Raw genomic sequence first — 24,010 nt, 5'->3', positions numbered from 1 at the left:
CCGCAGCCAGCTCACCGGCGATGTGAAAAAAAGAGAGTATCCATGATCAAACAGACAGAACTTTTCATTGGCGGCCTGGATGTAAAACCTCAGACTGGCCTGTATTTCGATGTGCTGGCGCCTGAAACTGAGCAGCTGTTTGCCCGCGCTGCACAAGCCAGCCAGCCGGATGTCGAGCTGGCAGTCAAAACAGCGCGCAATGGCTTTAAAATCTGGTCATCGCTGGCCCCCAGGCAACGCGAAGCCGCCTTACTGAAAGCCGCCGACATAGTGGCCGCAGAAGGCAAAACCCGGCTGCTGGATATTCTGATCGACGAAAGTGGCTCCGCCATCACCAAAGCGACTTTTGAAATTAATTACACTGTGGATTTACTGCGCACAGCGGCGGGCGAAGCACGGCGTTTATACGGTGATACTTTTCCGAATGACAACCCAGAGCGGCTGTCTATGGTGTTTCGCCATCCTGTTGGTGTAGTGGCTGTGGTCTCACCTTACAACGCGCCGCTGTCGCTGCTGACCAAAATGGCCGCTTTTCCGCTGGCGGCTGGTAACAGCGTGGTGATTAAACCCTCAGAGCAAACCCCGGTCATCGCCATTGAATTTGCCAAAATATTGCTGGAAGCCGGAGTACCGGCCGATGCGGTCAGTGTGGTGACCGGTTTTGGTGTTGAATGTGGCGCACCTCTGGTGGAACACCCGGACGTGAACTGCATAGCACTGACAGGTTCAACCCAAACCGGTATTCATATTGGCGCCACGGCGATGAAACGTATGGTGCGGGCTCAGCTGGAATTAGGCGGTAAAAGTGCCGCTTTAGTGCTGGACGATGTCGATCCGGTCAAAGCCGCCGCCATAGTAGCGCAAGGCATTTTTACCCACGCTGGCCAGATCTGTATGGCCAACAGCAGAGTGATAGTGGCCAAAGCCATTTATGCCGACTTTATCAGCGCGTTAAAAACTGCCGCCGAACAGCTGCAAATTGGCGATTTGCGCGACCCCAAAACCATTTATGGCCCGCTGATTAACCGTGCTGCGGTAAATAAAATCAGCCAGCATATAGCCGAAGCTGTGGCCGCTGGCGCAGAAATTCTGACCGGCGGTACAACCCTGCCTTACCCAAACGGCGAACCCAGCCTGGTATTTCAGCCCACTGTGCTGTTGAACTCGCCGCTGCATTGCAGCGCCTGGCGCGATGAGTCTTTTGGCCCTTTAACCAATGTGGTGATGGCTGAGGATTTGGACCATGCCATAGCGCTCGCCAATGACTCACAGTTTGGCCTGTCGGCCTCGGTGCTGACCAAAAACATTTATGCCGCGATGCGCGCCGCCAAAGAAATTGACGCTGGCTCAGTGCATATCGGCATGCATTCGTTTCAGAGTAATGCACTGGCGCCTATTGGCGGCAGTAAGCTGTCAGGCCTTGGCCGCAGTGGTGGCGCTTATTCCACTGAAGAATTTACTGAGCTGAAATGGGTCAGTATCGAACTGAATGCGGTGCTTTAACATGACCTTTATAAACAGAGCGCGGCCACACACCACACAGAGCAGTATCCGCAAAGCATACGCCGACACCGAGCTGGGGCAAATTCATTATCTGCATACTCCGGCCAGCAAGGGCAAACCTGCGTTAGTGCTGCTGCATCAAACCCCAAGCAGCAGCGAAATGTTCCGGCCTTTGATGCAGCTGCTGGCAGAGGATTTTTATTGTATAGCGCCGGATTTTATTGGTTTTGGCCATAGCGATGAAGCACCTGAGCATAGCGTGGCGCTTTATGCCCAGAGCGTTTGGCTTTGTTTGCAGCAATTGCAGCCGCAACAGCCTGTGGTCTTTGGTCACCACACAGGCGTGGCGGTGGCGGCTCAGCTGGAACACGACCAGCCGGGTTATTGCCGGGCGCTGATATTCTCTGGTCCGACGCTTTTAAGCGATGCACAAAAACTGGCGCTGCCTGCATCTGTTGTGGAGGCCAGCACAGATGAAGCCGGTGATTTTTTGCAGCGGTATTGGCAGAAAATTCGCGGTAAAGACAAGACTGTGCCGCTTGAACTTAGCCTGCGCGAATGCCTGCTGGCGCTGCGTTTAGGCGACAACTACAAAAAAGCCTATCAGGCGGTGGCGGCGCAGGATTTCGCCAGACAAATTGCAGCTATCCAATGCCCGACTCTGGTATTTGCCGGTGAACGTGACGTGCTGCGGCCTCTGGTGGAGCCTACGGTAGCGCTGCTGCCCAAAGGTCAGGCAGCGAATATGGGCGATGCCTCCACTTATATCTGTGAAACCCACAGCGAGCAACTGGCGCAGTTGATCAGAAACTTTTGTAGCCAATTGAACCCAACGACTAATTAAGGCAGATGGCATGGATTTACAACGCAACTCAATAGGTTTAGGCCAAAGACCAGCGCTGATTTTAGTGGATATGATCAACGGCTTTACCGACCCAAGCTGCCCTTTGGGTGCTGAATGCGAAGCTGTGGTAGCGCATAACAAGCTGCTGCTGGATGCTTTTCGCTTGGCAGGCTTACCGGTGATTTTCACCACTGTGGTCTACCACGGCCCGGCTCAGGCCAGCGTGTTTCGCGCCCGTATTCAGGCGCTGAATTTACTGACCCCGGATTCGCACTGGGTCAAAGTCGATTCAAGACTAGAGCCACAACTCGGCGAAATGCTGCTGGAAAAACGTTGGGCCAGCGCTTTTTTTGGCACTGATTTAGCCCAGCAACTGCTGGCATTAAAAGCCGATTCCTTAGTCGTCACGGGCCTGACCACCAGCGGCTGTGTGCGCGCTACAGTCGTAGACGGCCTGCAGCATAACTACCCTGTGGTGGTGGCTGAAGAAGCTGTCGGCGACCGTAATCCGGATGCCCACAAAGCCAATCTGCACGATATGCACGCCAAGTATGCCGACGTACAAAGCTGCAGCCAGATTATTTCCACCTTACTTTCCACCTCACAACAGCGTTCCGCTTAACCACAAAGGACAGCAGTATTATGGCAATTTCCTCTGCAACACCATCTGCAATCCCTGTTGCAACCAGCCACCGAGGCCCTATTATTATCGCCGGAGCAGGCCCTGCGGGTTCCTTATTGGCATTGTATTTAGGCCAGCGCCATATTCCGGTGCTATTACTGGAAAAAGAAGCCAGCTTACCTATAGACCTGCGCGCTTCCACTTTTCACCCGCCGTCACTGGAAATGCTGGACGAAGTGGGCCTTGCAGAGGCCATGATCGCCAAAGGCCTGGTGGTGGACCGTTACCAGTACCGCGACCGCAAAACCCAGGAAGTGGCTGAGTTTAATATGCAGCTGATTGCCGACGAAACCCGTTTTCCGTTTCGCCTGCAGTTAGAACAATACGAAATGACGCATCTGGCGCAGGAAAAATTAAAAGAATGCCCCAGCGTCACCACTTTGTTTTCGCACCAGTTGATGAGCTTCGAGCAAGACGCCAATGGCGTGACCGCTGTGGTGAATCATCTGGGCAAGGAACTGCGTTTTGCAGGCAGCTTTATTGTGGGCTGTGAAGGCGCGTCCAGTAATGTGCGTAAATCGGCCGGCATAGGTTTTGGTGGTTTTACCTACGACGAAAAGTTTCTGGTGGCCAGCACCAACTTCCCCTTTGAGACAGTGTTCGACAATTTATCCTATGTCAATTACGTGTCGGACCCGGATGAATGGTGTGTGATCCTGCGCACCGACAAGCTGTGGCGTGTGCTCTGGCCAACCGATCCAAAAGAAACCAATTTAGATAAATACCTGACGGATGACTATATCCAGCAGCGGCTGCAACATTTGTACGCCAAAGAAGGTGACTACCATATTGGCCACCGCACCTTGTACAACGTGCATCAGCGTGTAGCCGAAACCTACTTTAACGGCCGCGCTATTCTGGCCGGTGATTCCTGCCATCTGAACAACCCCTTGGGTGGCATGGGCATGAACGGCGGCCTGCACGACGCTTTTAATCTGGCGCAAAAACTCACCGCCATTATGCTGGAAGGCGCCGACTACATCCCGCTGTTTGAACAATACAACCGCCAACGCAAAGACCTGGCAGTTCGTTTTGTGCAGGAACACACCATAGCCAATAAAAAGCTGATGGAATCGACCGACCCGGATATTCAACGCCAGCGCCAGCAACACTTTATGCAAACCGCCGCCGACCCAATCAAAGCCAAAGCTTTTATCATGGAACGCGGCATGCTGAATTGTGTAAGGGAATCATTGTTGGTGGAATGATGTGTTTGCTTAGTGATTTAGACTGCTGGGGCCGCTTGGCCTCTTTTTCTTAGTTTACAGCCCCAATTAATCACCATTATCGGTGATTAATAAAAGTAGTCTGCCACCACAGCACTATATTCACCGTTATTGGTGATTATAGTGGCAGTTTGTTAAAACCAGCCTATAACCTTTCCCCACAGTTTAAGCATCAGTGAGTCATGACGATGGGACAAAGTTTGAACCACAGCATATTTGCGCCTATCAATTGGCCGACTTTGCTGAAAGCTGCAAAATAGATAAAAAGCTAGTGTCGCGGCTGATGCTCTTGAATATTTTCAGGCTTTGGAGTTGACAGAACAGCCTGATTAAAAGCTCAGGTAGCGGAGGATGTCGGTATTTGATTCACTGCAGAATCGGCATCGGTTTGAATGAATTGTTAGCCATTCTCTTCAGCCTCATATCTGATCTCCTCGAGGCTGGCGATAGCTTCATTGACGTTGTGAGCGATGGGCACGACGTCATGTTCGACAATTGTCGCCAAATTAAGATCAAAGACAATTCTTATCAAGAAAGTGCCGACGCTGCGGACGCCCACCTCGGTCCACATGTCACTTGATTCATCATCTATCCACTGCACTTGACAAGGATGGATTATGTTCTTCCAGCTTGAGAACAAGATGCTACATTGAAAGATGCCGACTAATGCAAGATCACATAATAATTCAACTCGATCGATTCCTAGAGCTCGCTCGTTATGAATTTCGATGCCAACCAGATCTTCCAGCTCAATGAGCCTCGGGTCTTCAGCCCAATATGGAAGTGCGGTCCACTCAATTCCATCTAGATCGTTCTGGCTGAGCAAATCGTCGATGTTTTCCCTTATCCAACTGTCTAACTTAAAGCCACTGTAGCCGTCAGACATAAGTGCATTTCGCAGAGCCTCCGCACCAGCTTCTCCGTCCCGATCAATGAAAGCAATGAACTCGTTCAGATTCTTGAAGTATCTGAAGTGGAGATGTTTAGGGAGAACAGGTATGAGATCTTGCTCGAGATCAGGGTGAAGGTTGTCCCCCTGTGCGTAATCAGCAGTGTTTGAGGAGACAAACGAAACTCGCTTGTAATCCTTGACTACATCCAGAGTATTTAACCATATCAGAGTGTCCAGAAACCCTTTGTCACCAGAATTAAAAGGCTTTCGGCGCTCAATTGAGCGTTGAAGGAGAAGCGACAGAGGTACATCGGGCGGCTCAACTATGATTCCACCGTGCGTCTTCAGAAACGCAAGCATATGATCTTTATAGCGCTTCCCGAGCTTAGCAGGAGATTCTTTCCCCACTTTTTTCCTATTGAAAAGTAGCTGGTATTGAGATTCCAGCCGAGTTGTCACGCCAGCTTGCGACATGCGCTGCAGCAGGTCTCGAGCGCGGCGTTCAATGTTGGCAGCAGCCTCCTCTAGAGCTATTCGCGGGACAGCTAGCTTATGAGAAAGAAAGTTTCGTTTGACGAGATAGCCCCATACAAACCCTTCTAGCCAAAAATCTTGGACAAGAATATTGGCATCAACGATTAAGATGCATGTTTCTTCTTTGGTTGCGGTCATGTGTGTTTGGTGGCCAACGCTGATTCGACAGAAACATCTGTATTTAAGTACTGTCTTTTCCGTCTTTATAAATTTAATGTGCAGAACACTACATCGATTTTTCATAACTTACAATGAGTTATTGGGACAGTAGGTATTTGCGGTTGCTACAAATGCGGATTAATCCGTCTGACAAGAGTTGGCAGCATCAAGATGTGAACAGAATATTTTTAAAGTACTTAAAGTTCGGCAAGTCCGCTTTCGGCACAAACCCGCCATCCAGCAAAACAGACATGGGTAACTGCGTAGTGAGCGATATAAAAGTGAGCGCGGGAGGCGCGAACGGGCGAACGCAGTAGTTGCCGGTGGCTGGTTTGCCAACCACCTTATGGGAATTAAGAAACGACCCAGCCCTTCCCTACACCACCCTATTATCCCGCCCGCCGGCTTTAAAGCTTTGCATGTTGCGGCCAATGATATTGATCAGATCCTGCTGGGCTTCCTGACAGGCCCAGGCTATATGAGCGGTGATTTTCAGGTTATCCAGTTTGGCGTTGAGCAGGATATGGTCGGCTGGTGGCGGTTCCTGCTCTAAAACATCGAGTACGGCGTAGCCAATTTGTTTGTTCTGTAATGCGTGAAGCAAAGCCTGGTTGTCGACCAAAGCGCCGCGGGCTGTGTTGATCAGCATGGCGTTTGGCTTCATTTTGGCAAGGGCGGCGGCATTGATTAACCCTACTGTGTCCGGAGTTTGTGGGCAGTGCAGGCTGATAATGTCGGCTGTGGCGAGCAGTTCGTCAAAGCTGACGCGGCCGGGGCGCACTGTGGCGGCACCGGCGTGTTCGCTGATAATGACCTTCATATCAAAAGCCTGGGCGATTTTCTCCACCCCTTTGGCGAGTGCGCCGTAGCCGACTAAACCCAGAGTTTTATGGGCCAGCTGGTACATAGGGTTGCCCAAAACGACAAAAGTTGGGCTTTGTGGCCACAGGCCCTGTGCTGTGTTTTGGTTGTGGTGTTCGGTTTGGCTGTAGTGCGCCAGTATTTGCGCAAACACATACTGCGGCACTGTATGGCGGGCGTAACCAGCCACATTGGTCACTGCTATACCCAGCTCCTGCGCGGCTTTTAAGTCGATATTGTTGGTGCCTGTGGCGGCAATACACACCAGCTTCAGCGCAGGTAATTGCCTTAACGTATCGGCATTGAGCAGCACTTTGTTGGAAATAATCACCTCGGCGTCGCGACACCGTGTCACCACTTCGGCTGGTTGCGTCATGCCGTAGCAGGTCAGGCTGTCGGCTTGTTGTGCTATGGCGGAAAAATTGATGCCGGGGCTGAAGGTGTCGCGATCCAAAAATACCGTGTTCATAAAAACTTATGCTCGCTTGAAGAAGAAAATTACAGGCCCATGCTAAGGCAAAGGCCTGTTGTAGTTTACGCAGTTTGCTGGCTAAAGGCCGAATAAATCTCGTTGCCGCTCGCCAGCCAAATGTCCGGTTTGCTGCTGAGATAGGCCAGAAGCTGCTCAAAATAAGCGATACGGTGTGGTTGCCCCAATAACCAGGGGTGAATATTCAGTGCCAGCAGGCGGCCGCCATACTGCTCTGCTTCGGCCAATAACAGGTCGCAGGCATCACAGACTTGCTGCAGATACGAGGCTTCGGAGTGCAGGTTATTTTGCAGAATAAACTGGTCGTCCAGCTCGGTAGAGAGTGGAATATTCAGCAGCGGCTTGCCCTGACTGCCTTTATGTTCAGGATTAAAGCGCTCTTTATTAAAGAAATAGGGCATATCGTCATTGACCCAGTCGCCACAATACAAAATGCCGTTGTTGGCCAAATAACGGGCTGTGTTTTCACTTTGGTTTTGCGCCGGACTCAGCCAGCCGGTAACAGCCTGGCCGGTAAATTCACGCAATAGCTTCAGCGATTTTTCAATCAAAGCCGCTTCGTTATTGGCTTCGGCCTGGGCGCTATTGCCCCAGTGAATGCTGTCCATATCCCAGCCGTGACATAAAATTTCGTCGCCACGTTCTGCCAGTTTATGCAGCAGCAAAGGGGCCTGTTCAACCAGACGGCTATTCACAGCAAAAGTGGGTTTTATGCCGTACTGATCCACAGCCTGTAACAAACGGAAAATGCCAACTCTGTTGCCATAGTCACGCAGGCTGTAGTGGCGTAAATCGGGGTAAGGCATAGTCATGCCACCCGGCACTTTGTAAGGTTTGCCCTTTTGATCCATAGGGAAAAACTGCACACTGATATTGAGCCAGAGCGCCAGCTTTTTGCCTTGTGGCCAGACCATATGTTTGCGCTGATGCAACATGGACCAGGGGTAAAAGCTGTGGTCCATGCCATAGTGGCGCTGTGGGTACTGCATATAATCTTCTGGCAAGCTCTTGTCTGTCATCAGGCTTTCCCTCCCAATACGGCATGCTGCTCAGTGATGTTCTGTACTGCGGCATCGTAATAATGCTGTAAGTAGTAGTCGGCAATTTCACGGCCTGTGGTTACCCAGACATCGGGGTGACTGGTAATGTAATCCAGTGCTTCTTCAAAAGCTTTTAAGCGGTGTGGGCAGCTGACCTGATAGTTGTGGGTTGGAATACACATCACAGTGCCCGACCTTTCACCTTCCTGATAAAGCCGGTCGAAGTTTTGCTTCAGCATCTGGCCATAACGGCGTGGCTCCACTTTATTCACCACATAAGCAATGGTGTCGTTCATTTCCAGCGAATAAGGAATAGAGACAAAACGCTTGCCACTGCGGGTATGAATAGGAGTGGGCTGGTCGTCGTGGAATAAATCGCAGGTGTAAATGCCGCCAGTTTCCTTGCCCTGCCAATGGCCGGACTCTTTGCCAAACAGTTCAGTGCCCACTTCGGCGAATAAATCCAGCGTGTGTTCGGAATGCGACAGCGCTGGTGCCAGATAACCGGCGCAGTGCTGGCCTGTGTGCCGGTAAATGCTCAGCATAGAGTCGCGGATCATCTCGCGCTCCTGCTGCTCCGTCATGCCGTAGGTATAACGGGTGTTGTAAATGCCATGGCTGAAAAACTCCCAGTTGCGCTCTTTGCACATCTGGATAATTTCCGGGTGGTGATCACAAAGTGCGGTCGACAGCGAAATAGAACCACACACACCGTATTTATCCAACAGCTGCATCTGGCGGATATGGCCAACGCGGTTGCCGTAGTCACGGATACCATAACCCTGTATCGCCGGATAAGGTTGTGGCCAGGCGGCCCGATGCGGGTTAACTGGTGGATTTAACTCGTAAAATTCAATATTAGGGGCCACCCAAAACGCCACTTTGGCGCCATTGGGCCACTGAATTTTGGGTCGTCCTTCATAGGGCCAATAATCATAAAACTGCGGGTTTGCTTTCATTGCTTTTGATTTCCTTACTGGTGCTCCCGCGGCTTAATCAGCAATTGTCTGGGTGCCGTCTAACCACTTAAATACGCTGCCCACATCTTCTACATCGGCGTATTTCAGCAGCAAATCGGTCAGATTAGCGAAGTGGTAGCTTTCGTGTTTGTCGGCCACACACTGCTCCGGCACTATGGTGCGGTAGCCACGGGACAAGGCATCCACAGCAGTAGCGCGGATACAACCTGAGGTAGAACCCCCTGTCAGGATCACTGTGTCCACCTGATGCCAGACCAACAGCGATTGCAGCTGGGTTTCAAAAAAAGCCGATGGCATTTTTTTCAGGTAAATCACATCTTTGCTTTTGTCGATGTCTAACCTGTCGTCAAATTCGGCGCGGCGTGAGCCAAACTTAATATTTTGCAGCGAATCTTCGGTATTGGTGCGGGTGCCCCAGACACCGGCGTCACAGGCATCGTCCATATAAGCCACATGAGTCCAGACCACAGGCCAGCCTTTGGCACGAAACGCTTTGGCCAGCTCGTTGACATAATGCAGCTGATGCGGGTCGGTTTCGTAGGCGGTTTTGTATTCACCCACACAGGTATAGGCTTTTTGCAGATCGATATTCACCAGCACAGCTTTGTTACCAAAACCAAACTTCTTGCGGCCTGGGTTGTTTTTTACGTCGGCGTAAATTTCTCTGGCAGTTTTTGACGACAGTTCCATAAAGAGCCTCCATCAGCTTCGGATCGGTCTGTGAATTTATTAAACGCGATCAGCCATCGATAAATCAATACAAAAGAGACATTGATATAGCATTATATCTAATATAGGATAAAGCAACTTGAGGTGTGCGTACTGTAGAGCTGGCCGGGAAGCCCGAATTCCTGCGGTGATGGCTGTAGTAAAGGCAAAAAACCAGTACAGGCACCTGATTACAGGCTGAAGCAAAAACGGATCACAGAGAACTCACTATGCCAGACAATAAGCAGAGTAGCGAGCAACAACCCAGTAAATTTCAACAGGCTATTACCGGTGAATGGCATGGTTTGCCTTCCGTCTTTGACGCCAACGGCAGCCACACGGGTTTTAATAAGGTCAACCGCGCCAGTGTGTTTGAAGGCGACAAAGTCACTTACTGGATGGAAACGGATTTTCAGAACTCCGGCCCTTTACGGAACCGCTTTGACACAGCCGGTGCCCGCTTTGAATTTGGCGTGATCGATTCCGACAAAGACCGCATTTATTGTGGCCCCGACTTTGTCGGTGCAGGTAAGCCTTATGGTTTGCTGGTCGACTCCAACTACTACTCACCCGGCTGGAACACTGATTTACGTACAGTGAATTTAATTCTGCCGGAACATGGCCTGCAGGTGTATTCGTCGCAGCTGTTTGAAGCCGACACGCTGGTGGCGGTATTTAACGGCTTGTATGTCGTGACTCAGGACCACGCCAATAACCCGGCTGAACAACAAAAAGTGGCCGACTTTCTGGCGGCAGAACGCCAGGCCGCGATTCAGCCTTTTATTCTGCCGGTAAAAGAAGCAGGCCAGTGGACAGGCAGCTTTGAGGTGTACGACAACAAGCAGCAGCGTTTAGGCCAGACCCATATAGTCATCGACTACCAGCCGCTGAATCTGCGCAGCGCCGAAGTGACAGTCCGTATGACAGGCGCTATTGAACGCTGCTTTAACTACAAGCGCTCGCGGGTGGATGCAGTCCATACCTTTGAAGGCCCGGATGTGTTTGGCAATGGCCGCGCTTATGGCCGTTATTTGTGGAGTACTCAGCACTTTTATGGTGAAGCCTTCAAGCTGAAAAGCCGCGACACGCTGATTAACGACAAATTCGACCTTTGTGGTGTCTGGCAGTTTTATCAGTCCAACGACGAGTTATACACCTGCTTTGGTGTACTGGACTGGACGCCGGGTGCGAATGTGTTAAGCGCAAAATACATTAAATAACGCTTTCGCCTTTTGATGGAGCCTGTATGAGCCAACCACAGTTCGACCCTACAGATTTTCGCCGGGCACTGGGCAAATTTCCGACCGGTGTCACCATTGTCACCACCAAAAATGATAAGGGTGAAAAAATTGGCGTTACCGCCAGCAGTTTTAACTCGGTGTCGCTGGACCCGCCGCTGGTGTTGTGGAGCCTGAAAAAACAGGCCCGCTCTATCGATTCGTTTGGCGAAGGCAAACACTTCGCTGTGCATGTGCTGGGCGAACACCAACAGGCCTTGTCCAACCATTTCGCCCAACAAGGGGTGGATAAGTTTGCCGAGCTGAGCCTGGACGAAGGTCTGGCCGAAGTGCCGCTGCTGCCCGATTACAGCGTGCGTTTTCAGTGTGTTTGCCAGCACCAGTACGACGGTGGTGACCATGTGATCCTGGTCGGCCGGGTGCTGCAGTATGAAACCAGTGACTGCAATCAGCCGCTGATCTTTCACTCTGGCAGTTACGCCAAAGTGGTGCGTGGCTGACAGGTAACTCCAGCGTAAAGAGGCTCTATGGAACAAAGCACAGCGGTTTTTATGACCTTGGTAGCCTACAACCTGGTACTGATTGCCATTGGTCTTTGGGCCAGCAAACGCAGCCAAAGTACGGAAGATTTCTTTTTGGGCGGCCAGAACCTTGGCCCTGTAGTGGCAGGCATCAGCTCGTCAGCCAGTGCGGCGTCAGCCTGGTCTTTGTTAGGAGCCAGCGGTGCCACTTATGTCTGGGGGCTCAGCATGTTATGGCTGTTTCCCGCTATCCTTGCCGGCTACCTGTTTAACTGGCTCTGGCTGGCACCCCGTTTACGGCAGTTCAGCCGGGAACATCAGGTGGTCACCCTGACGGATGTGCTTATTCACAGTGCCGGACCTTACCGTAACCCACTGACCATGCTGTGCTCTTTTATTGTGGTGTTCAGTTTCACTTTTTATGTGGCGTCGCAGTTTCAGGCGGCTGGCGGTACCTTTGCCAGTGCCTTTGGCATCGAGATGCGAACTGCTGTGGTGTTGGGGGCGGCCATTATTCTGGTCTATACCCTGCTCGGAGGGTTCTGGGCCGCCTGTGTGACGGATGCGGTGCAAGGTGTTCTGATGATGCTGGTGGCTGTGCTGCTGCCGGCTGCCGCCTTGTTGCAGGTGGGAGGTTTCAGTGAGTTATGGCGGGGTCTGCAACTGCACAGTACACCACAGCAGTTGTCCTGGTTAGGCGGGCATTCCGGCATTGTTGCCGTGGGCTTTTTGCTGGGCACTTTGGGGGTGGGTTTAGGCAACCCGGGGCAGCCTCATGTGGTCAACCGCTTTATGGCATTGCGTGACGACCCTCACGGCAGCCGGCGTCATCTGCGACTGGCCCAGTGGGTGGGCATTTTATGGCCAGCCTCGGTGTTTGGTGGCATGTTGCTGCTTGGCCTCTGTGCCCGCGTGCTGCTGGCGGATACGCACAGCACAACCCAGGACCCGGAGCAGGTGTTTTTTCTGGTCAGCGGCGAGCTGTTTAACCCGGTGCTGGTCGGTATTGTGACTGCCGCTGTGCTGTCCGCCATTATGTCGACCGCTGACAGCCAGTTACTGGTATCGGCCTCTTCATTGTCTTATGACCTGAACAAAAAATTGAGCCCGGACAAAGCGCTGCGTCGTTCGCGTATGGCAGTGGCGATGATTTGTCTGGCGTCAGCCCTGATTGCGCTGTATGCACCCGCCGCTATTTTCAGCCGGGTGCTCTTTGCCTGGTCGGCCATTGGTGCCGCGTTTGGTCCCTTATTGATCGTGCTGCTGTCGGGCTGTCGCATAGCGCCGCTTTATTGCCTGCTGTCGGTGGCCTGCGGTTTTGTGCTGACGGTGATCTTTAACTGGTTACCCAGCCCGCCGGGCGATTATCTGGAGCGGGTGCTGCCTTTTGCGGTGGCTTTGTTACTGGCCTGGATGGGCCGTGAACCCAGCACTGTCCGGCTGACACAAGCCGCCAAAACTTAGAGGTCCTTTTTGGGGAGTGGCTCGTCACAGGCCGCTTTGTTGTTCACTTAGTTATCAGAAGCTTTATATGGCCGAAACTTATTTAATGTTAAAACTGCTGCACATTGTGCTGTTTGTCTATTGGTTGGGTGGCGATTTGGGCACCTTTTACGCGTCTCGTTTTGTCGCCAAAGAAGGCCAGAGTGCCGAACAGCGTTTAACGGCGCTGAAAATCATGATGGGTGTGGATCAAGGCCCGCGTATTTGTATGGCACTGATGTTAGGGCCAGGCATTCATATGGCTTATACCATCGGCTTAATGCAGGTTCCGGCCTGGGCTATGGTGGCCACCTGGTTACTTTGCCTGGTTTGGCTTGGCATGGTGCTCGCCATCCACTTTGGCCATGACAAAAGCTATCTGTCATGGCTTACCCGCTTCGACTTTAACTTCCGCCTGTTGGTGATAGCGGCCTGCCTGTATTTCGCCATTCAGTCGCTATTGGGTGACAAGAGTCTGATACTGGCCGATTTCATCGCCTGGAAACTCATTGTATTTGCCGCGCTGGTTGGCTGTGGCCTGGGGATCCGCCTCATGCTGAAACCTTTTGGCCCTGCCTTTATGCAGATGCTGCAGCAAGGCCCAAACCCGCACCTGGACGCTGTGATTCAGGGATGTCTGGCCAGAGCCCGGCCTTTTGTTTATCTGATCTGGCTTGGCCTGCTGCTAAACACCGCACTGGGCATGCATTTAATTAACCCTTAACAGCTGTTCACAACGGAGCCTTTGCCATGCATTTACTAAGCAGCGATTTTTCGCCGTACTCCACCAGGGTGCGCATTCAGATCCGTAAAAAGCAGCTGCCGATCACTATAGGCGCGCCAACCAACCCGGCGCTGCGCACACCGGAATTTGCTGACCAATACCCCTTGGGAAAAATTCCGGTGTTGGTGCTGGACGATGGCAGCAGCCTGAGTGAATCCTGGGCCATTATGGAGTACCTGGAAGCAGTCTACCCGCAGCCAAGCCTGCGACCGGCCGATCCGCTGGGCATGGCCCATATCACTATGCTGGCCCGTTATGCCGACCTGCATTTGTCACCGGCCTTATTTCCAATGTTCGTCAGCCTGCTGACTGGCAAAGCCATAGATGCGGCTCAGGAAATGACCAGCCTGCAGAAGGAACTGAACAAAGGCGATCGCCTGCTGGCGTCACTGCCACCTTTTCGGCAGCGTGCGCTGACTATTGGTGATATTGCGCTGGCCACCAACCTGCTGTTTGCCATTGAAACCCCAAAGTTGTTTGGTTGCAGCGATAGTTTAAAGCCCTTTGCACACTTGTCGGACTGGTGGCTTTGGGTGAACCAGGATGCGGCCCTCACACAGGGAATGACCGAAATGAAAACGGCTTTAGACGCTTTTATCGCAGCTAAAAACCGCTGATTTTTCTCTTCAGAAGGCCACTGTTGCAAAGTGGCCTGCCCCGCCACAGTCAGCCACACGCTGTTACATAAAACCGTCACACAACCCTTCCTTTAGCTGCCAGTTTCCCGCATATTGGTGGTAAATAGGGTCTGGTTCAGCCGAAGCCAGAGGCCTGTCGGACAGTACGTATTCCGCCCTGAATTCGCTCAAATTTTGAGCGGAAACACAAGGCAAAAAAGCAAGTTTCAAACAAGCTTTGACATTTTTTTTCGTAAAAAGTGATCTTTTTTTGAAATTTTAATTCGTTCTAATTCATGAAGTTAGGAAATAACCCCGCCTTTTTGCCATATTGGTATATCAATATATTTGTTTTAATATTGCATCAATATAACAAAGTATGTAGATTGGAATTGCATCAGGTTGTTTATTGAGCAAACAAAACAAAAAAGCACAGGCCGAATGGGAATTTTTCACTTCAGGAGTGGAACATGCATCACAAGAAAAAACTTAGTCTGGCAATAGCTGCACTCTTTACCCAGGTTGGAGTGCATGGCACCGCCATGGCTCTTGAGGAAAGCGCGGAGAACCAGGAAGCAGCGATTGAACGTATCCAGGTAAAAACCCGGAAAATCGCAGAAACCATCGAAACCATTCCTTTAGCTATCTCTGCAGTGACATCACAACAAATTGAAGAAAAAGGCGTTCAGTCTTCTGAAGATGTTGCCAAACTGATTAACGGTTTAACCTTCGACATTGGTGCCGGCCCAAACGACACCCGTCCAAGTATTCGTGGCCTGACCATAGACAGGGGGCGTCCAAACGTCGCGGTACTGATTGATGGCATTGACGTGTCCTCCGAGACCATGACCCTGTCGGGTGGCGGTATGACAGCAAACATGAAGCTGCTGGATATGCAGCAGGTGGAAGTGGTCAAAGGCCCACAAAGTGTGAACTATGGTCGCAGTGCTTTTGCCGGTGCCATTAACTACGTGACCAAAAGACCGGGGTTTGATACGCAAACCAAAGTGGATGTGCATTTGGCACAAGATAGTACCCATGATCTGGCTGTGACGGTCGAAGGTGGGCTCACTGACAAGCTGGCGGCCAAAATTAAACTGATTGATTCCAGCAGCGACGGCCAGTATTCCAACCCGAACAGTGGGGATCTGCTTGGCGGTTCAGAGGCTCAGGGCGCAGCGTTTTCCGCCTTTTACCTGCCAACGGATGAAATTTCCGTGTATTTCCGTGCCGAGCACTCCGATGAACATTATGGCCAGCGCCCTACTTTTACTATCCGCAGTATGCTGCCAGAAAATACGCCCGGTAATATCTTTGCCACAGGGTCAGTGAACACCGCGCAAGGTGCAGAGATGCTGCCTTACGCCTGGGATGCCAACGGTCAGGCTGTTGACTGTTCATCGGCCTACGATTACCCCTATTGGAACAGCTTTAACAGCATTATTACGCGGATGGGGTATCCTGTGCAGCCAGACTGTCGCGCTATGGTCCGGGGCACGATCACAGGCGACGCCAGTCTGATTGACCTTTCGCTGAACCCCTTGACGGGCGAGGATTACACAGGCACAGATATTAAAAACAGCCGGGCCTCCCTGGAGTATCTCTGGTCAAGCGATGGCATCGAATTCAGCTCTGTGACCGGTTATACCAAAAGCGAGTCCGATATTCAGGAAGACTTCGACAAAACCGATTATTCCTTGTATGCAGCACCAAACCTGGGGCCTGCTGCCTGGTCACAGTATGGCTTTCAGGCGGACGTCAACACTGCCTTTGAACTGGAGCAGTACAGTCAGGAATTCCGCTTAAGTGGCGAAACCGGGGCTGTCAATTGGGTCACCTCAGCGCTGCTCTGGCAGGAAAACATGCGTACAGCCTTCGGCACTCAGTTCTGGTTACGGCAAGGGGCGCACGAGCCAACGGTGATTAAAACCTTAGCCCGCTCCCCTTTTACCAGTTTTATCAAAGACATCAAAAACGCACCTCTGCCTGACGGCCAGAATGTGGTGACTCCTTTAACCCGAGACACCGACCACTGGTCAGTGGCGGCGTTGGTAAACTGGGCTGTCACTGACGATCTGAATCTGTCATTTGAAGGCCGTTACCTTGACGAAACCATTGACTACACGGGCAACGCAGACAACCGCACTTACGATGCCTTTATGATGGACAACAGTGTGGTGTTTGACCCGGTGACCCAGACCATGGTGCCGAATCCGGCGTATCACACCTCAAACAGCATTGGTAATACGGCGTTCCTGCCACGGGCCAGTATCGATTACAAAGTGAACGAAACCGTCTTTACCTATGCTTCTGTATCTAAAGGCTTTAAGCCAAGTGGTGTTGCAACCACGGATGCAAACGGTGATGTGACCGACGGTGTATACAAACCAGAAAAGCTGATCGCCTATGAAGTAGGTGCCAAAGCCTATTCGCTGGAGAACAACGCCAGCGTTAACCTTGCCGCCTTCTACTGGAAATACTCAGACCAACAAACTCCCTTTACGCTGACCAATGAGATGGGGCTGGCGGTTGTGTCGGTGATTAATGCCGGGGAAAGTCAGGTCAAAGGCATAGAGCTGGAGTCAGTCTGGCAGGTCAGCCATAACTTTCGCCTGTCGATGGCGTATTTGTACTCTGATGCCGAGTACACAGATTTTAACCTGACCAACATTCTGGCCGAAGCTGACCTGGCTGGCGCCAAAGTCAGTGACGTCGATAAAATGATTGCCGGTAATGCAGACGCCGATTTCTCGGGTCAGCCTTTGCCTCTGTCATCTAAACACTCTGGAACTATTACAGGCCGTTATTCCTTTGATATAGGCGGCGCAGCCAGCTTTGTTGAATTGTTTGGCCAGTACCGCTCTGAGCGTAACGTGGAACGTGCTCAACATACGCAATTGCCTGCCTACTGGGAATGGGATCTGTCGGCCGGAACCCAATACCAGGCTTGGCTAGTCACCGCTTATGTGGAAAACCTGTTTGACGACGACAAGATTAAATCTGCTGTCGGTAACGTGGACTTTGGTTTCTTCCCTAATGGTCAGTCAGTGCCTTACGCCGTCGTAGCCACCTTGCCTCAGCGCAGAACCGCTGGGATCAGAGTCAGTTACAAGTTCTGAAGCTTCCCAGGGATCTGTTTGTCACTAAGAGCACCCATGGTGCTCTTTTTTTGTCCGGATCGGCCTGTCTTTAACGGCGAAGCCCCATGCCAACCAGCGCGGCTCTGGCTTAGGGAGCCGAAACTTCTGCAAAACAGTATGGCAAGTTCGTGGCGGAATTATCTGATGTCATTGTACTGAACGCGGAAGTTTTATGCTGGGGGGCTGGATTCACTATGCTTTGGCAGAACCAGTCAGCCTTCGCAACGAAGGCTGACTGCAGAGTATCAGCTGTAGTAGGGGTCTTTCATCGGGCCGACAGAGCGTGAACGCACTGGCTGCAGCGGTACCGGCGCCTGAGTCCCCGGGAAATCCGGCCCCCAATTCACCGGGTCGCCATGCATTTCCATTTTGGCATTTTCGGTGTACCAGTCGACTAACCGACCGTCACACCGCAACAACCAGGTGGTCCCTTCCGGGCCGGCGCGAAAGTCACCGTGACGCACCAGCGCCGGACGGAAGAAATACACTCCAGGCCACTGCTCGCCAAAGTTAAAATCAAAGGTGCCCTGCAAGGTGTAGGCTTCTTCATACACAGGGTGATGAGCCAGGGGATGCTCTACCCAGCCCGGTTTAGCGCGGATCAGTCTGGTATAAAAGTCGGTTTTTTCGTCGCGGAACAACATTTTTATAAAGAGACCCGCCACCGGCGTGCCGCCGGCTTCAAAGTCCATCGGGCTGCCAATTTCCACCGGGATCCAGTCCATTTTGTCGCTGTGTTTGATCACCAGCTGTTGGTCCGGACGCACTGTGTCTTTGTCTTTATCAGCCACTTCAAATTCCCAGGTGCCGAATTCGCGGAAATACAAAATTTCTGTGCCGGCTTTCACCGACAAAGCCGGACACAACACCCCAGGCGGAGTACACCAGTAGCCGCCTTCGGTCAGCAGCTCCTCCCCTATACGAACTTCCCCACTCAATACATACCATTCGGTTTGTGCCACATGCACACCGGCAGGCCGGCTCCAGTCGGTGTCAAACAGCACCTTGGCTGAGACCGAGCCATCTTCTTCGTCATAACTTAAATGGCGCTGGCGCGCGGAGCCTGTGCCACCCACCAGTTCGGAGGGGTGCCAGATCAAATCTTTCTCATCAACCATTTCTACATGTGGACGCATAAGCTATTCCTTCCTTTGTGTTCACTAGTTCAATACGACTCAGGCCAGCCAACAGCTGAAGCTGGCAGCCGCTGATTGCCGCTGTCACGGCCCGGCTCAGCGGGCTCTCAACTCAAATAACCAAGGGCGCCGCTGGCGGTAGCCTGATTCAAAGGCAGTGATCATGTCGCCCTGCTTCAGGGTTAACCCAATCTGGTCCAGACCTTCGAGCAGCATCAGCTGGCTGGCTCTGGCAATTTCAAAGCGATGCACAGTGCCATCCACAGCGGTCACCTGCTGCCCTGCAACATCGACTGTCAGTTTCTGGTGCTGCGGGTCCTGGATCTGTGCAGCGATGGCGCTGATGGCATCGTCAGTCAGGGTGACAGGCAAAATGCCGTTACGAATGCAGTTGCCATAAAAAATGGCGCCAAAGCTTGGCGCTATAATCACGCGGATACCGTATTCAGCCAGCGCCCAGACCGCATGCTCGCGCGACGAGCCACAGCCAAAATTCTTACCTGCCAGTAAAATACTGGTACCACGGTACTGAGGCAGGTTCAGCACAAAGTCCGGGTTGGGCTCACGGCCACCCACTTGGGTATAACGCCAGCCGGCAAACAGCCCTTCACCCAGCCCCTGTTTGGACACGGATTTCATTTCCCGCGACGGTATTATGGCATCGGTATCAATATTGCTGCGTAAGATGGCTGCAGCAACCCCGGTATGGGTGATTAAAGGCGTCATCACAAATACTCCCTTGGGTCAGCAATCCGGCCAGCCACAGCACAAGCCGCTACCGTCACAGGGCTTGCCAGATGGGTGCGGGTTTCCGGCCCCTGTCTGCCCTCAAAATTGCGGTTGGTGCTGCTGACCACCCGTTTCTGAAAGCCAAAGTTCTCGCCACCGGCAAAAAAGCACATGGAGCACCCCGGCTCGCGCCATTCAAAACCGGCGGCAACAAACACCTGATCCAATCCTTCCGCTTCGGCCATTCGCTTCACGCTTTTGGAGCCCGGCACACAGATGGCTTTGACACCGGCTGCCACTTTACGGCCACGCAAAATGGCGGCCGCTTCCCGTAAATCGCTGATCCTGCTGTTGGTGCAGGAGCCGATAAAAGCCGCATCAATAGTCAGGCTGCTCAGTGCCTGACCAGGTTGCAGACCCATATACTGATAGGCCCGCAGATAACTGCTCTGGTCGCTGACGGGCAAATCTTGAGGGACTGAAGGGACAGAACTTGTGACGGCACAGGCGTGTTGCGGACTGGTGCCCCAACTGACAACAGGGGCCAGTTGACTGCAGTCCAGGCTGATTTCTTTGTCAAAACGGGCGTCATGGTCACTGAACAGGCTGTCCCAGTAGTCTTTGGCCTGCAGCCAGCTATCGCCTTGTGGCGCATAGGGTTTGCCTTCAATGTACTCCAACGTCTTGTGATCAGGCGCAATCAGGGCGGTAAAAGCCGAAAACTCCACCGCCATATTGCACAGGGTTAACCGCGCTTCGACACCCATCGCATCGATCACCTCACCGGCAAATTCAATGGCATAACCTGTACCGCCTGCAGCGCCGTACAACGCAATCAGCTGCAGAATCACATCTTTCGCCGTTACACCTGGTGCAAGCACACCTGTCAGATTCACCCTCATGGTCTTGGGCCTTTTTACCACCAGCGTATTGGTCGCCAGCGCATGTTCAGCTTCACTGGAACCAACTCCCCAGGCCAGCGCCCCCAATGCACCTTGCGCGCAGGTATGGCTGTCCGGACAGATCAGCGTGCAGCCAGGCTGCACTATGCCGAGTTCCGGCGAGATCACATGCACTATGCCCTGCAGTGGGTCGTCTATATCAAACAGCCGGATCCCGGCCGCTTGCGTGGCTTGGCGGGTAGACTGAATAAACTGCTTACCACTGGGCACCAGCGTATTGTCGGTGCGGCCAGCATGGGTATCGACTATATGGTCCATGCTGCAGAACACCTGCTCTGAGCTGCGCACCTGACGGCCTGCCGCAGTCAGGCTTTCCAGCGCAATAGAGCCGGTCCGTTCATGCAAAAAGATGCGGTCGATATAAAGCAATGACAGCGTGTCATCCAGCACCATCACTTCGTGTTCAGCCCATAATTTATCGAATAAGGTATGTGCCATCAGTTGATCTCGAATCCTTTGGGTAAACCGGCCAGCGGCGTAAAACCATACAGCTCTGTGCCTGGCATCGCGTCAGCAAACACAGCGCGGGCGGCACATAAAGCCTCAAAATTGATGCCGGTTTCCAGCCCCATGGCCTCCAGTAAAAACACTAAATCTTCCGTCACAATATTGCCGCTGGCGCCCGGTGCCGCCGGGCAACCACCAATACCGCCCATCGACGCATCGACGGTGGTGATGCCCATCTCTATGGCCGCCAACGCATTGGCTAAGCCCTGGCCGCGGGTATTGTGTAGATGCACACCACACAATTTGTCCTTGCCCACCGCCGACCAGACCTGGGTGATCAGGCGCCGCAGCTGTACCGGGTTGGCACTGCCTGTGGTATCGGACAAGCCCACTTCATCACAACCGGCCTTCAGTGCGGCTTCGGCCAGCTGAACCACCAGCAGCTCCGGTACTGGTCCCTGCAGGCTGCAGCCAAATGCGGTCGACAGGCCCACCTCGAAATAAGGGCGGGTGGCTGAAGGCTGAGCCTGAACCAGCTCTGCAATGGCGGCAATTTCGTCCAGCATTTGGGCATGAGTGCGTTTCACATTGCGCAGACTATGGGCTTCGCTGACCGACAGCGGAATGCTGATTTTGTGAGCCCCTGCCGCAATAGCACCTTGGGCCCCCCGTAAATTTGGCACCAATACAGCAATCTGCAGGCCGGCAATGGTGCGGCCATACGCCACCAGCTCTGCGGTATCAGCCAGCTGTGGCAATACAGACGCTGGCACAAAAGAGCCCACTTCAATTTCCTGGATACCGGCCGCTGCCAGGGCGTTGATCCACTGCTTTTTTGCCGCTGTTGGCATAATGCCGGCAAGACTCTGCAGGCCGTCACGCGGCCCCACTTCACTGATCAGAATATCGACCTTCTTCATGGATTTTCGTTACCACCCTGCCTCTGGATCTGCTGTTCAAACGAATTAGCACTTACGCCCACACAACATTTGATATAAGATTATATCATTAACTCTTTAACAACCAGCTTTATTTAGCCGACAGAGACGGACGGACCAAGATGCAGAGCAGTGTTCAACCTTTACAGGGGATTAAAGTTGTCGAATTCAGCCATATGGTGATGGGGCCAGCCACGGGCCTGATCCTGGCCGATTTAGGCGCTGAAGTGATTAAAGTGGAGCCACTGAAAGGCGACAATACCCGACGGCTGAAAGGCTCGGGCGCCGGGTATTTTCCTATGTATAACCGCAATAAAAAAAGCCTCTGCGTTGATCTGGACACAGCTCAGGGGTTGCAGTTAGTCAAAGAGCTGGTTGCCAGCGCCGATGTGGTGATTGAAAACTTCCGCCCTGACGCGCTGGGGAAATATGGCCTGGATTACACCAGCCTGGCCGCTAGACAACCCGGTCTTGTGTACTGCTCATTAAAAGGGTTTTTAAGCGGGCCTTACGAGCACCGCACTGCGCTGGATGAAGTGGCTCAAATGATGGGCGGTTTAGCCTACATGACAGGCCTGCCGGACAAACCCATGCGGGCCGGCGCTTCGGTGATTGACATTACAGGGGCCATGTTTGGTGTGATTGGTATTCTGGCGGCGCTGCAGGAAAAACAGCGCACCGGCGCCGGCCGCAAAGTGCAAAGTGCGCTGTTTGAAACCACCGCCTTTCTGGTTGGCCAGCATATTGCGCAAGGCGCCATCAGTGGTGTGGAGCCCCCGCCCATGTCGGTACGCCAGTCAGCCTGGGGCGTGTACGATTCCTTCACCACCGCCGACAATGAAAAAGTCTTTGTGGCTGTGGTCAGCGACACCCAATGGGGCAAATTCTGTGAAGCCTTTGGGCTGACTGATTTTGCCAGCGACAGCCGGCTGGACAGCAACAGTGGCCGCTTTGATCACCGCAGCATCATTATTCCGCGCCTGACCATCGCTTTTGCCCAGCTACCAACAGAGGTATTGATGCAAAAGCTCGACACCATTGGCCTGCCGTATGCGCCCGTGAACAAGCCGATGGACTTAGTCAGCGACCCGCACCTGAATGACGGCGGCCTGCTGGCGGTGCAGCTGGAAAATGGCGTTGAAATTAAACTGCCGGCCCTGCCTGTTCAGATGGACCAAAGCAAATTTGGCCTGCGGCATCACCCGCCGAAAGAAAGCCAGCACGCGCCAGAGCTGCTGACCAGCCTCGGTTATTCGCATGCACAAATTCAGCAGTTGATTGCAGACAAGGTGGTCAGGGGCTGAGAAACGAAGAAACAAAAACGCCGCTTTTAAAGCGGCGTTTTTGTTGGAATATGGTGCGTTCTAGTGGACTCGAACCACCGACCCCCACCATGTCAAGGTGGTGCTCTAACCAGCTGAGCTAAGAACGCAGGTCGTTTACGGCAGGCTTTGCTGCGGCAACGGCGGCTATGTTATGCAGCAGCGCCTTGGCTTGCAAGTATTTTTTCTGAAACAGAGTGCGTTTGCTGCAAAATTAAACGCCTTTGGTCACCGGCAGTACTCTTTGGTCAGGCACCGCTGCTTTCAGGTGCGTCCGGCGCACAAAATTTAATCCCCCTGATGTTATCAGGGCAACGAAACTGTTTTAGTATGCGACAGCCTGAACGAACTGAAGAAATAGCTGTATGTGGATTGAAGAACACAGTACCGAACTGGCCGAGCTGGCCCGGCAGAAAATTGCTGAATTTAACGCCTTGCATTGGGATGCGTCACTGCGCCAGCCGCTGGGACTGAAAAAGCTCAATGCTGAAGGCGAGCTGGTGGCAGTGCTGGCCGGGCGAACCTTTGGCAACTGGTTTTATCTGGAGTCATTCTGGCTGGCAGAATCCGAACGTGGTCAGGGTTTGGGCAGTGCTCTGCTGCAACGCGCCGAACAGCTGGCAGTGCAGCGGGGGTGTCGTTTTGTGGTAGTGGATACGCTGGATTTTCAGGCGCGGCCCTTTTACGAACAACAGGGTTATCAAGTGCAGTGGACCCAGCAGCAGTATCCGTTTACAGGGGCCAAATACTTTATGACGAAAACTCTCTGACCGCC

At 52.6% G+C, this 24,010-nt stretch carries 21 protein-coding genes and 1 tRNA gene; 12 read left to right on the top strand and 10 right to left on the bottom strand.

Annotated features, from left to right (window positions below; translation table 11 throughout):
- Nucleotides 1-42: 42 nt before the first annotated feature.
- From WKJ04_RS05115 to WKJ04_RS05100, 4 genes are read left to right on the top strand one after another with little or no spacing between them, the layout of a single operon-like run.
- Nucleotides 43-1,503 (top strand): aldehyde dehydrogenase family protein, encoded by a 1,461-nt coding sequence (locus tag WKJ04_RS05115; RefSeq protein WP_337879415.1) that lies wholly within the window; start codon nucleotides 43-45, stop codon nucleotides 1,501-1,503.
- A 1-nt stretch (nucleotide 1,504) separates the two neighbouring features.
- The gene (locus tag WKJ04_RS05110) at nucleotides 1,505-2,347 is read left to right on the top strand and encodes an alpha/beta hydrolase (RefSeq protein ID WP_337879414.1); all 843 of its coding nucleotides are present in this window, start codon (nucleotides 1,505-1,507) and stop codon (nucleotides 2,345-2,347) included.
- A 10-nt stretch (nucleotides 2,348-2,357) separates the two neighbouring features.
- Nucleotides 2,358-2,969 carry an isochorismatase family protein gene (locus WKJ04_RS05105; protein WP_337879413.1) on the top strand — a complete coding sequence of 204 codons (612 nt, stop codon included), beginning with the start codon at nucleotides 2,358-2,360 and terminating at the stop codon, nucleotides 2,967-2,969.
- 20 nt (nucleotides 2,970-2,989) lie between these two features.
- Complete coding sequence (locus WKJ04_RS05100) at nucleotides 2,990-4,237, top strand: NAD(P)/FAD-dependent oxidoreductase (protein WP_337879412.1); 1,248 nt, start codon at nucleotides 2,990-2,992, stop codon at nucleotides 4,235-4,237.
- 418 nt (nucleotides 4,238-4,655) lie between these two features.
- On the opposite strand, the gene WKJ04_RS05095 is transcribed toward WKJ04_RS05100, so the two are convergent.
- From WKJ04_RS05095 to WKJ04_RS05075, 5 genes are all read right to left on the bottom strand, one after another.
- Nucleotides 4,656-5,819: a PIN domain-containing protein gene (locus tag WKJ04_RS05095; RefSeq protein ID WP_337879411.1), complete on the bottom strand. Its 1,164-nt coding sequence runs from the start codon at nucleotides 5,817-5,819 to the stop codon at nucleotides 4,656-4,658.
- Between the two features lie 397 nt (nucleotides 5,820-6,216).
- Nucleotides 6,217-7,170 (bottom strand): D-2-hydroxyacid dehydrogenase, encoded by a 954-nt coding sequence (locus WKJ04_RS05090; RefSeq protein ID WP_337879410.1) that lies wholly within the window; start codon nucleotides 7,168-7,170, stop codon nucleotides 6,217-6,219.
- Nucleotides 7,171-7,235: 65 nt separating this feature from the next.
- Nucleotides 7,236-8,210, bottom strand: a complete 975-nt coding sequence (locus WKJ04_RS05085) for a polysaccharide deacetylase family protein (RefSeq protein WP_337879409.1) — start codon at nucleotides 8,208-8,210, stop codon at nucleotides 7,236-7,238.
- On the bottom strand, nucleotides 8,210-9,190 hold the full coding sequence (locus WKJ04_RS05080) for a polysaccharide deacetylase family protein (RefSeq protein ID WP_337879408.1): 981 nt from the start codon (nucleotides 9,188-9,190) through the stop codon (nucleotides 8,210-8,212). Before WKJ04_RS05080 ends, WKJ04_RS05085 begins: the two co-directional genes overlap by 1 nt.
- Nucleotides 9,191-9,223: 33 nt before the next feature.
- Complete coding sequence (locus tag WKJ04_RS05075) at nucleotides 9,224-9,901, bottom strand: isochorismatase family protein (RefSeq protein ID WP_337879407.1); 678 nt, start codon at nucleotides 9,899-9,901, stop codon at nucleotides 9,224-9,226.
- Between the two features lie 248 nt (nucleotides 9,902-10,149).
- On the opposite strand from WKJ04_RS05075, the gene WKJ04_RS05070 reads away from it, so the two are divergent.
- The 6 genes from WKJ04_RS05070 (at nucleotide 10,150) to WKJ04_RS05045 (ending at nucleotide 17,680) form a co-directional block, all read left to right on the top strand.
- Entirely contained in the window at nucleotides 10,150-11,139 is a 990-nt protein-coding gene (locus WKJ04_RS05070; RefSeq protein WP_337879406.1) for a hypothetical protein, read from the top strand.
- 26 nt (nucleotides 11,140-11,165) lie between these two features.
- Complete coding sequence (locus tag WKJ04_RS05065) at nucleotides 11,166-11,657, top strand: flavin reductase family protein (RefSeq protein ID WP_337879405.1); 492 nt, start codon at nucleotides 11,166-11,168, stop codon at nucleotides 11,655-11,657.
- A 27-nt stretch (nucleotides 11,658-11,684) separates the two neighbouring features.
- On the top strand, nucleotides 11,685-13,142 hold the full coding sequence (locus WKJ04_RS05060) for a sodium/proline symporter (RefSeq protein WP_337879404.1): 1,458 nt from the start codon (nucleotides 11,685-11,687) through the stop codon (nucleotides 13,140-13,142).
- Nucleotides 13,143-13,209: 67 nt separating this feature from the next.
- Entirely contained in the window at nucleotides 13,210-13,884 is a 675-nt protein-coding gene (locus WKJ04_RS05055) for a hypothetical protein (RefSeq protein ID WP_337879403.1), read from the top strand.
- A 26-nt stretch (nucleotides 13,885-13,910) separates the two neighbouring features.
- Nucleotides 13,911-14,561, top strand: coding sequence for a glutathione S-transferase family protein (locus WKJ04_RS05050; protein ID WP_337879402.1), 651 nt, complete (start codon nucleotides 13,911-13,913; stop codon nucleotides 14,559-14,561).
- A gap of 470 nt (nucleotides 14,562-15,031) precedes the next feature.
- The gene (locus WKJ04_RS05045; RefSeq protein WP_337879401.1) at nucleotides 15,032-17,680 is read left to right on the top strand and encodes a TonB-dependent receptor; all 2,649 of its coding nucleotides are present in this window, start codon (nucleotides 15,032-15,034) and stop codon (nucleotides 17,678-17,680) included.
- A gap of 266 nt (nucleotides 17,681-17,946) precedes the next feature.
- Here WKJ04_RS05045 and WKJ04_RS05040 read toward each other — a convergent pair whose 3' ends face one another.
- The 4 genes from WKJ04_RS05040 to WKJ04_RS05025 all read right to left on the bottom strand — a co-directional run bounded on the left by WKJ04_RS05040 (nucleotide 17,947) and on the right by WKJ04_RS05025 (nucleotide 21,895).
- Nucleotides 17,947-18,837, bottom strand: a complete 891-nt coding sequence (locus WKJ04_RS05040; RefSeq protein WP_337879400.1) for a DUF4437 domain-containing protein — start codon at nucleotides 18,835-18,837, stop codon at nucleotides 17,947-17,949.
- Nucleotides 18,838-18,933: 96 nt separating this feature from the next.
- Entirely contained in the window at nucleotides 18,934-19,563 is a 630-nt protein-coding gene (gene leuD / locus WKJ04_RS05035) for a 3-isopropylmalate dehydratase small subunit (protein ID WP_337879399.1), read from the bottom strand.
- On the bottom strand, nucleotides 19,563-20,969 hold the full coding sequence (locus tag WKJ04_RS05030; RefSeq protein WP_337879449.1) for a 3-isopropylmalate dehydratase large subunit: 1,407 nt from the start codon (nucleotides 20,967-20,969) through the stop codon (nucleotides 19,563-19,565). The genes leuD and WKJ04_RS05030 overlap by 1 nt, the downstream gene beginning before the upstream one ends.
- Nucleotides 20,966-21,895 carry a hydroxymethylglutaryl-CoA lyase gene (locus WKJ04_RS05025; protein ID WP_337879398.1) on the bottom strand — a complete coding sequence of 310 codons (930 nt, stop codon included), beginning with the start codon at nucleotides 21,893-21,895 and terminating at the stop codon, nucleotides 20,966-20,968. Before WKJ04_RS05025 ends, WKJ04_RS05030 begins: the two co-directional genes overlap by 4 nt.
- 140 nt (nucleotides 21,896-22,035) lie before the next feature.
- Between WKJ04_RS05025 and WKJ04_RS05020 the strand changes: the two genes are divergently transcribed.
- On the top strand, nucleotides 22,036-23,217 hold the full coding sequence (locus WKJ04_RS05020; protein WP_337879397.1) for a CaiB/BaiF CoA-transferase family protein: 1,182 nt from the start codon (nucleotides 22,036-22,038) through the stop codon (nucleotides 23,215-23,217).
- Between the two features lie 51 nt (nucleotides 23,218-23,268).
- On the opposite strand, the gene WKJ04_RS05015 is transcribed toward WKJ04_RS05020, so the two are convergent.
- Nucleotides 23,269-23,345 (bottom strand) — tRNA-Val (locus WKJ04_RS05015).
- A 255-nt stretch (nucleotides 23,346-23,600) separates the two neighbouring features.
- Between WKJ04_RS05015 and WKJ04_RS05010 the strand changes: the two genes are divergently transcribed.
- Nucleotides 23,601-24,005 carry a GNAT family N-acetyltransferase gene (locus WKJ04_RS05010; RefSeq protein ID WP_337879396.1) on the top strand — a complete coding sequence of 135 codons (405 nt, stop codon included), beginning with the start codon at nucleotides 23,601-23,603 and terminating at the stop codon, nucleotides 24,003-24,005.
- The last annotated feature ends 5 nt before the right edge of the window (nucleotides 24,006-24,010 follow it).

Source organism: Rheinheimera sp. (assembly GCF_037442345.1).
Taxonomy (GTDB): Bacteria; Pseudomonadota; Gammaproteobacteria; order Enterobacterales; family Alteromonadaceae; genus Pararheinheimera.
Note: the sequence above shows the minus strand (reverse complement) of the source record. Positions and strands in the feature narration are given on the sequence as shown.

What these genes read in the sequence shown, in the direction of transcription:
- WKJ04_RS05115 (WP_337879415.1), top strand. Translation starts at nt 43, where the DNA reads ATGATCAAACAGACAGAACTTTTCATTGGCGGCCTGGATGTAAAACCT.
- WKJ04_RS05110 (WP_337879414.1), top strand. Translation starts at nt 1,505, where the DNA reads ATGACCTTTATAAACAGAGCGCGGCCACACACCACACAGAGCAGTATC.
- WKJ04_RS05105 (WP_337879413.1), top strand. Translation starts at nt 2,358, where the DNA reads ATGGATTTACAACGCAACTCAATAGGTTTAGGCCAAAGACCAGCGCTG.
- WKJ04_RS05100 (WP_337879412.1), top strand. Translation starts at nt 2,990, where the DNA reads ATGGCAATTTCCTCTGCAACACCATCTGCAATCCCTGTTGCAACCAGC.
- WKJ04_RS05095 (WP_337879411.1), bottom strand. Translation starts at nt 5,819, where the DNA reads ATGACCGCAACCAAAGAAGAAACATGCATCTTAATCGTTGATGCCAAT.
- WKJ04_RS05090 (WP_337879410.1), bottom strand. Translation starts at nt 7,170, where the DNA reads ATGAACACGGTATTTTTGGATCGCGACACCTTCAGCCCCGGCATCAAT.
- WKJ04_RS05085 (WP_337879409.1), bottom strand. Translation starts at nt 8,210, where the DNA reads ATGACAGACAAGAGCTTGCCAGAAGATTATATGCAGTACCCACAGCGC.
- WKJ04_RS05080 (WP_337879408.1), bottom strand. Translation starts at nt 9,190, where the DNA reads ATGAAAGCAAACCCGCAGTTTTATGATTATTGGCCCTATGAAGGACGA.
- WKJ04_RS05075 (WP_337879407.1), bottom strand. Translation starts at nt 9,901, where the DNA reads ATGGAACTGTCGTCAAAAACTGCCAGAGAAATTTACGCCGACGTAAAA.
- WKJ04_RS05070 (WP_337879406.1), top strand. Translation starts at nt 10,150, where the DNA reads ATGCCAGACAATAAGCAGAGTAGCGAGCAACAACCCAGTAAATTTCAA.
- WKJ04_RS05065 (WP_337879405.1), top strand. Translation starts at nt 11,166, where the DNA reads ATGAGCCAACCACAGTTCGACCCTACAGATTTTCGCCGGGCACTGGGC.
- WKJ04_RS05060 (WP_337879404.1), top strand. Translation starts at nt 11,685, where the DNA reads ATGGAACAAAGCACAGCGGTTTTTATGACCTTGGTAGCCTACAACCTG.
- WKJ04_RS05055 (WP_337879403.1), top strand. Translation starts at nt 13,210, where the DNA reads ATGGCCGAAACTTATTTAATGTTAAAACTGCTGCACATTGTGCTGTTT.
- WKJ04_RS05050 (WP_337879402.1), top strand. Translation starts at nt 13,911, where the DNA reads ATGCATTTACTAAGCAGCGATTTTTCGCCGTACTCCACCAGGGTGCGC.
- WKJ04_RS05045 (WP_337879401.1), top strand. Translation starts at nt 15,032, where the DNA reads ATGCATCACAAGAAAAAACTTAGTCTGGCAATAGCTGCACTCTTTACC.
- WKJ04_RS05040 (WP_337879400.1), bottom strand. Translation starts at nt 18,837, where the DNA reads ATGCGTCCACATGTAGAAATGGTTGATGAGAAAGATTTGATCTGGCAC.
- leuD (WP_337879399.1), bottom strand. Translation starts at nt 19,563, where the DNA reads ATGACGCCTTTAATCACCCATACCGGGGTTGCTGCAGCCATCTTACGC.
- WKJ04_RS05025 (WP_337879398.1), bottom strand. Translation starts at nt 21,895, where the DNA reads ATGAAGAAGGTCGATATTCTGATCAGTGAAGTGGGGCCGCGTGACGGC.
- WKJ04_RS05020 (WP_337879397.1), top strand. Translation starts at nt 22,036, where the DNA reads ATGCAGAGCAGTGTTCAACCTTTACAGGGGATTAAAGTTGTCGAATTC.
- WKJ04_RS05010 (WP_337879396.1), top strand. Translation starts at nt 23,601, where the DNA reads ATGTGGATTGAAGAACACAGTACCGAACTGGCCGAGCTGGCCCGGCAG.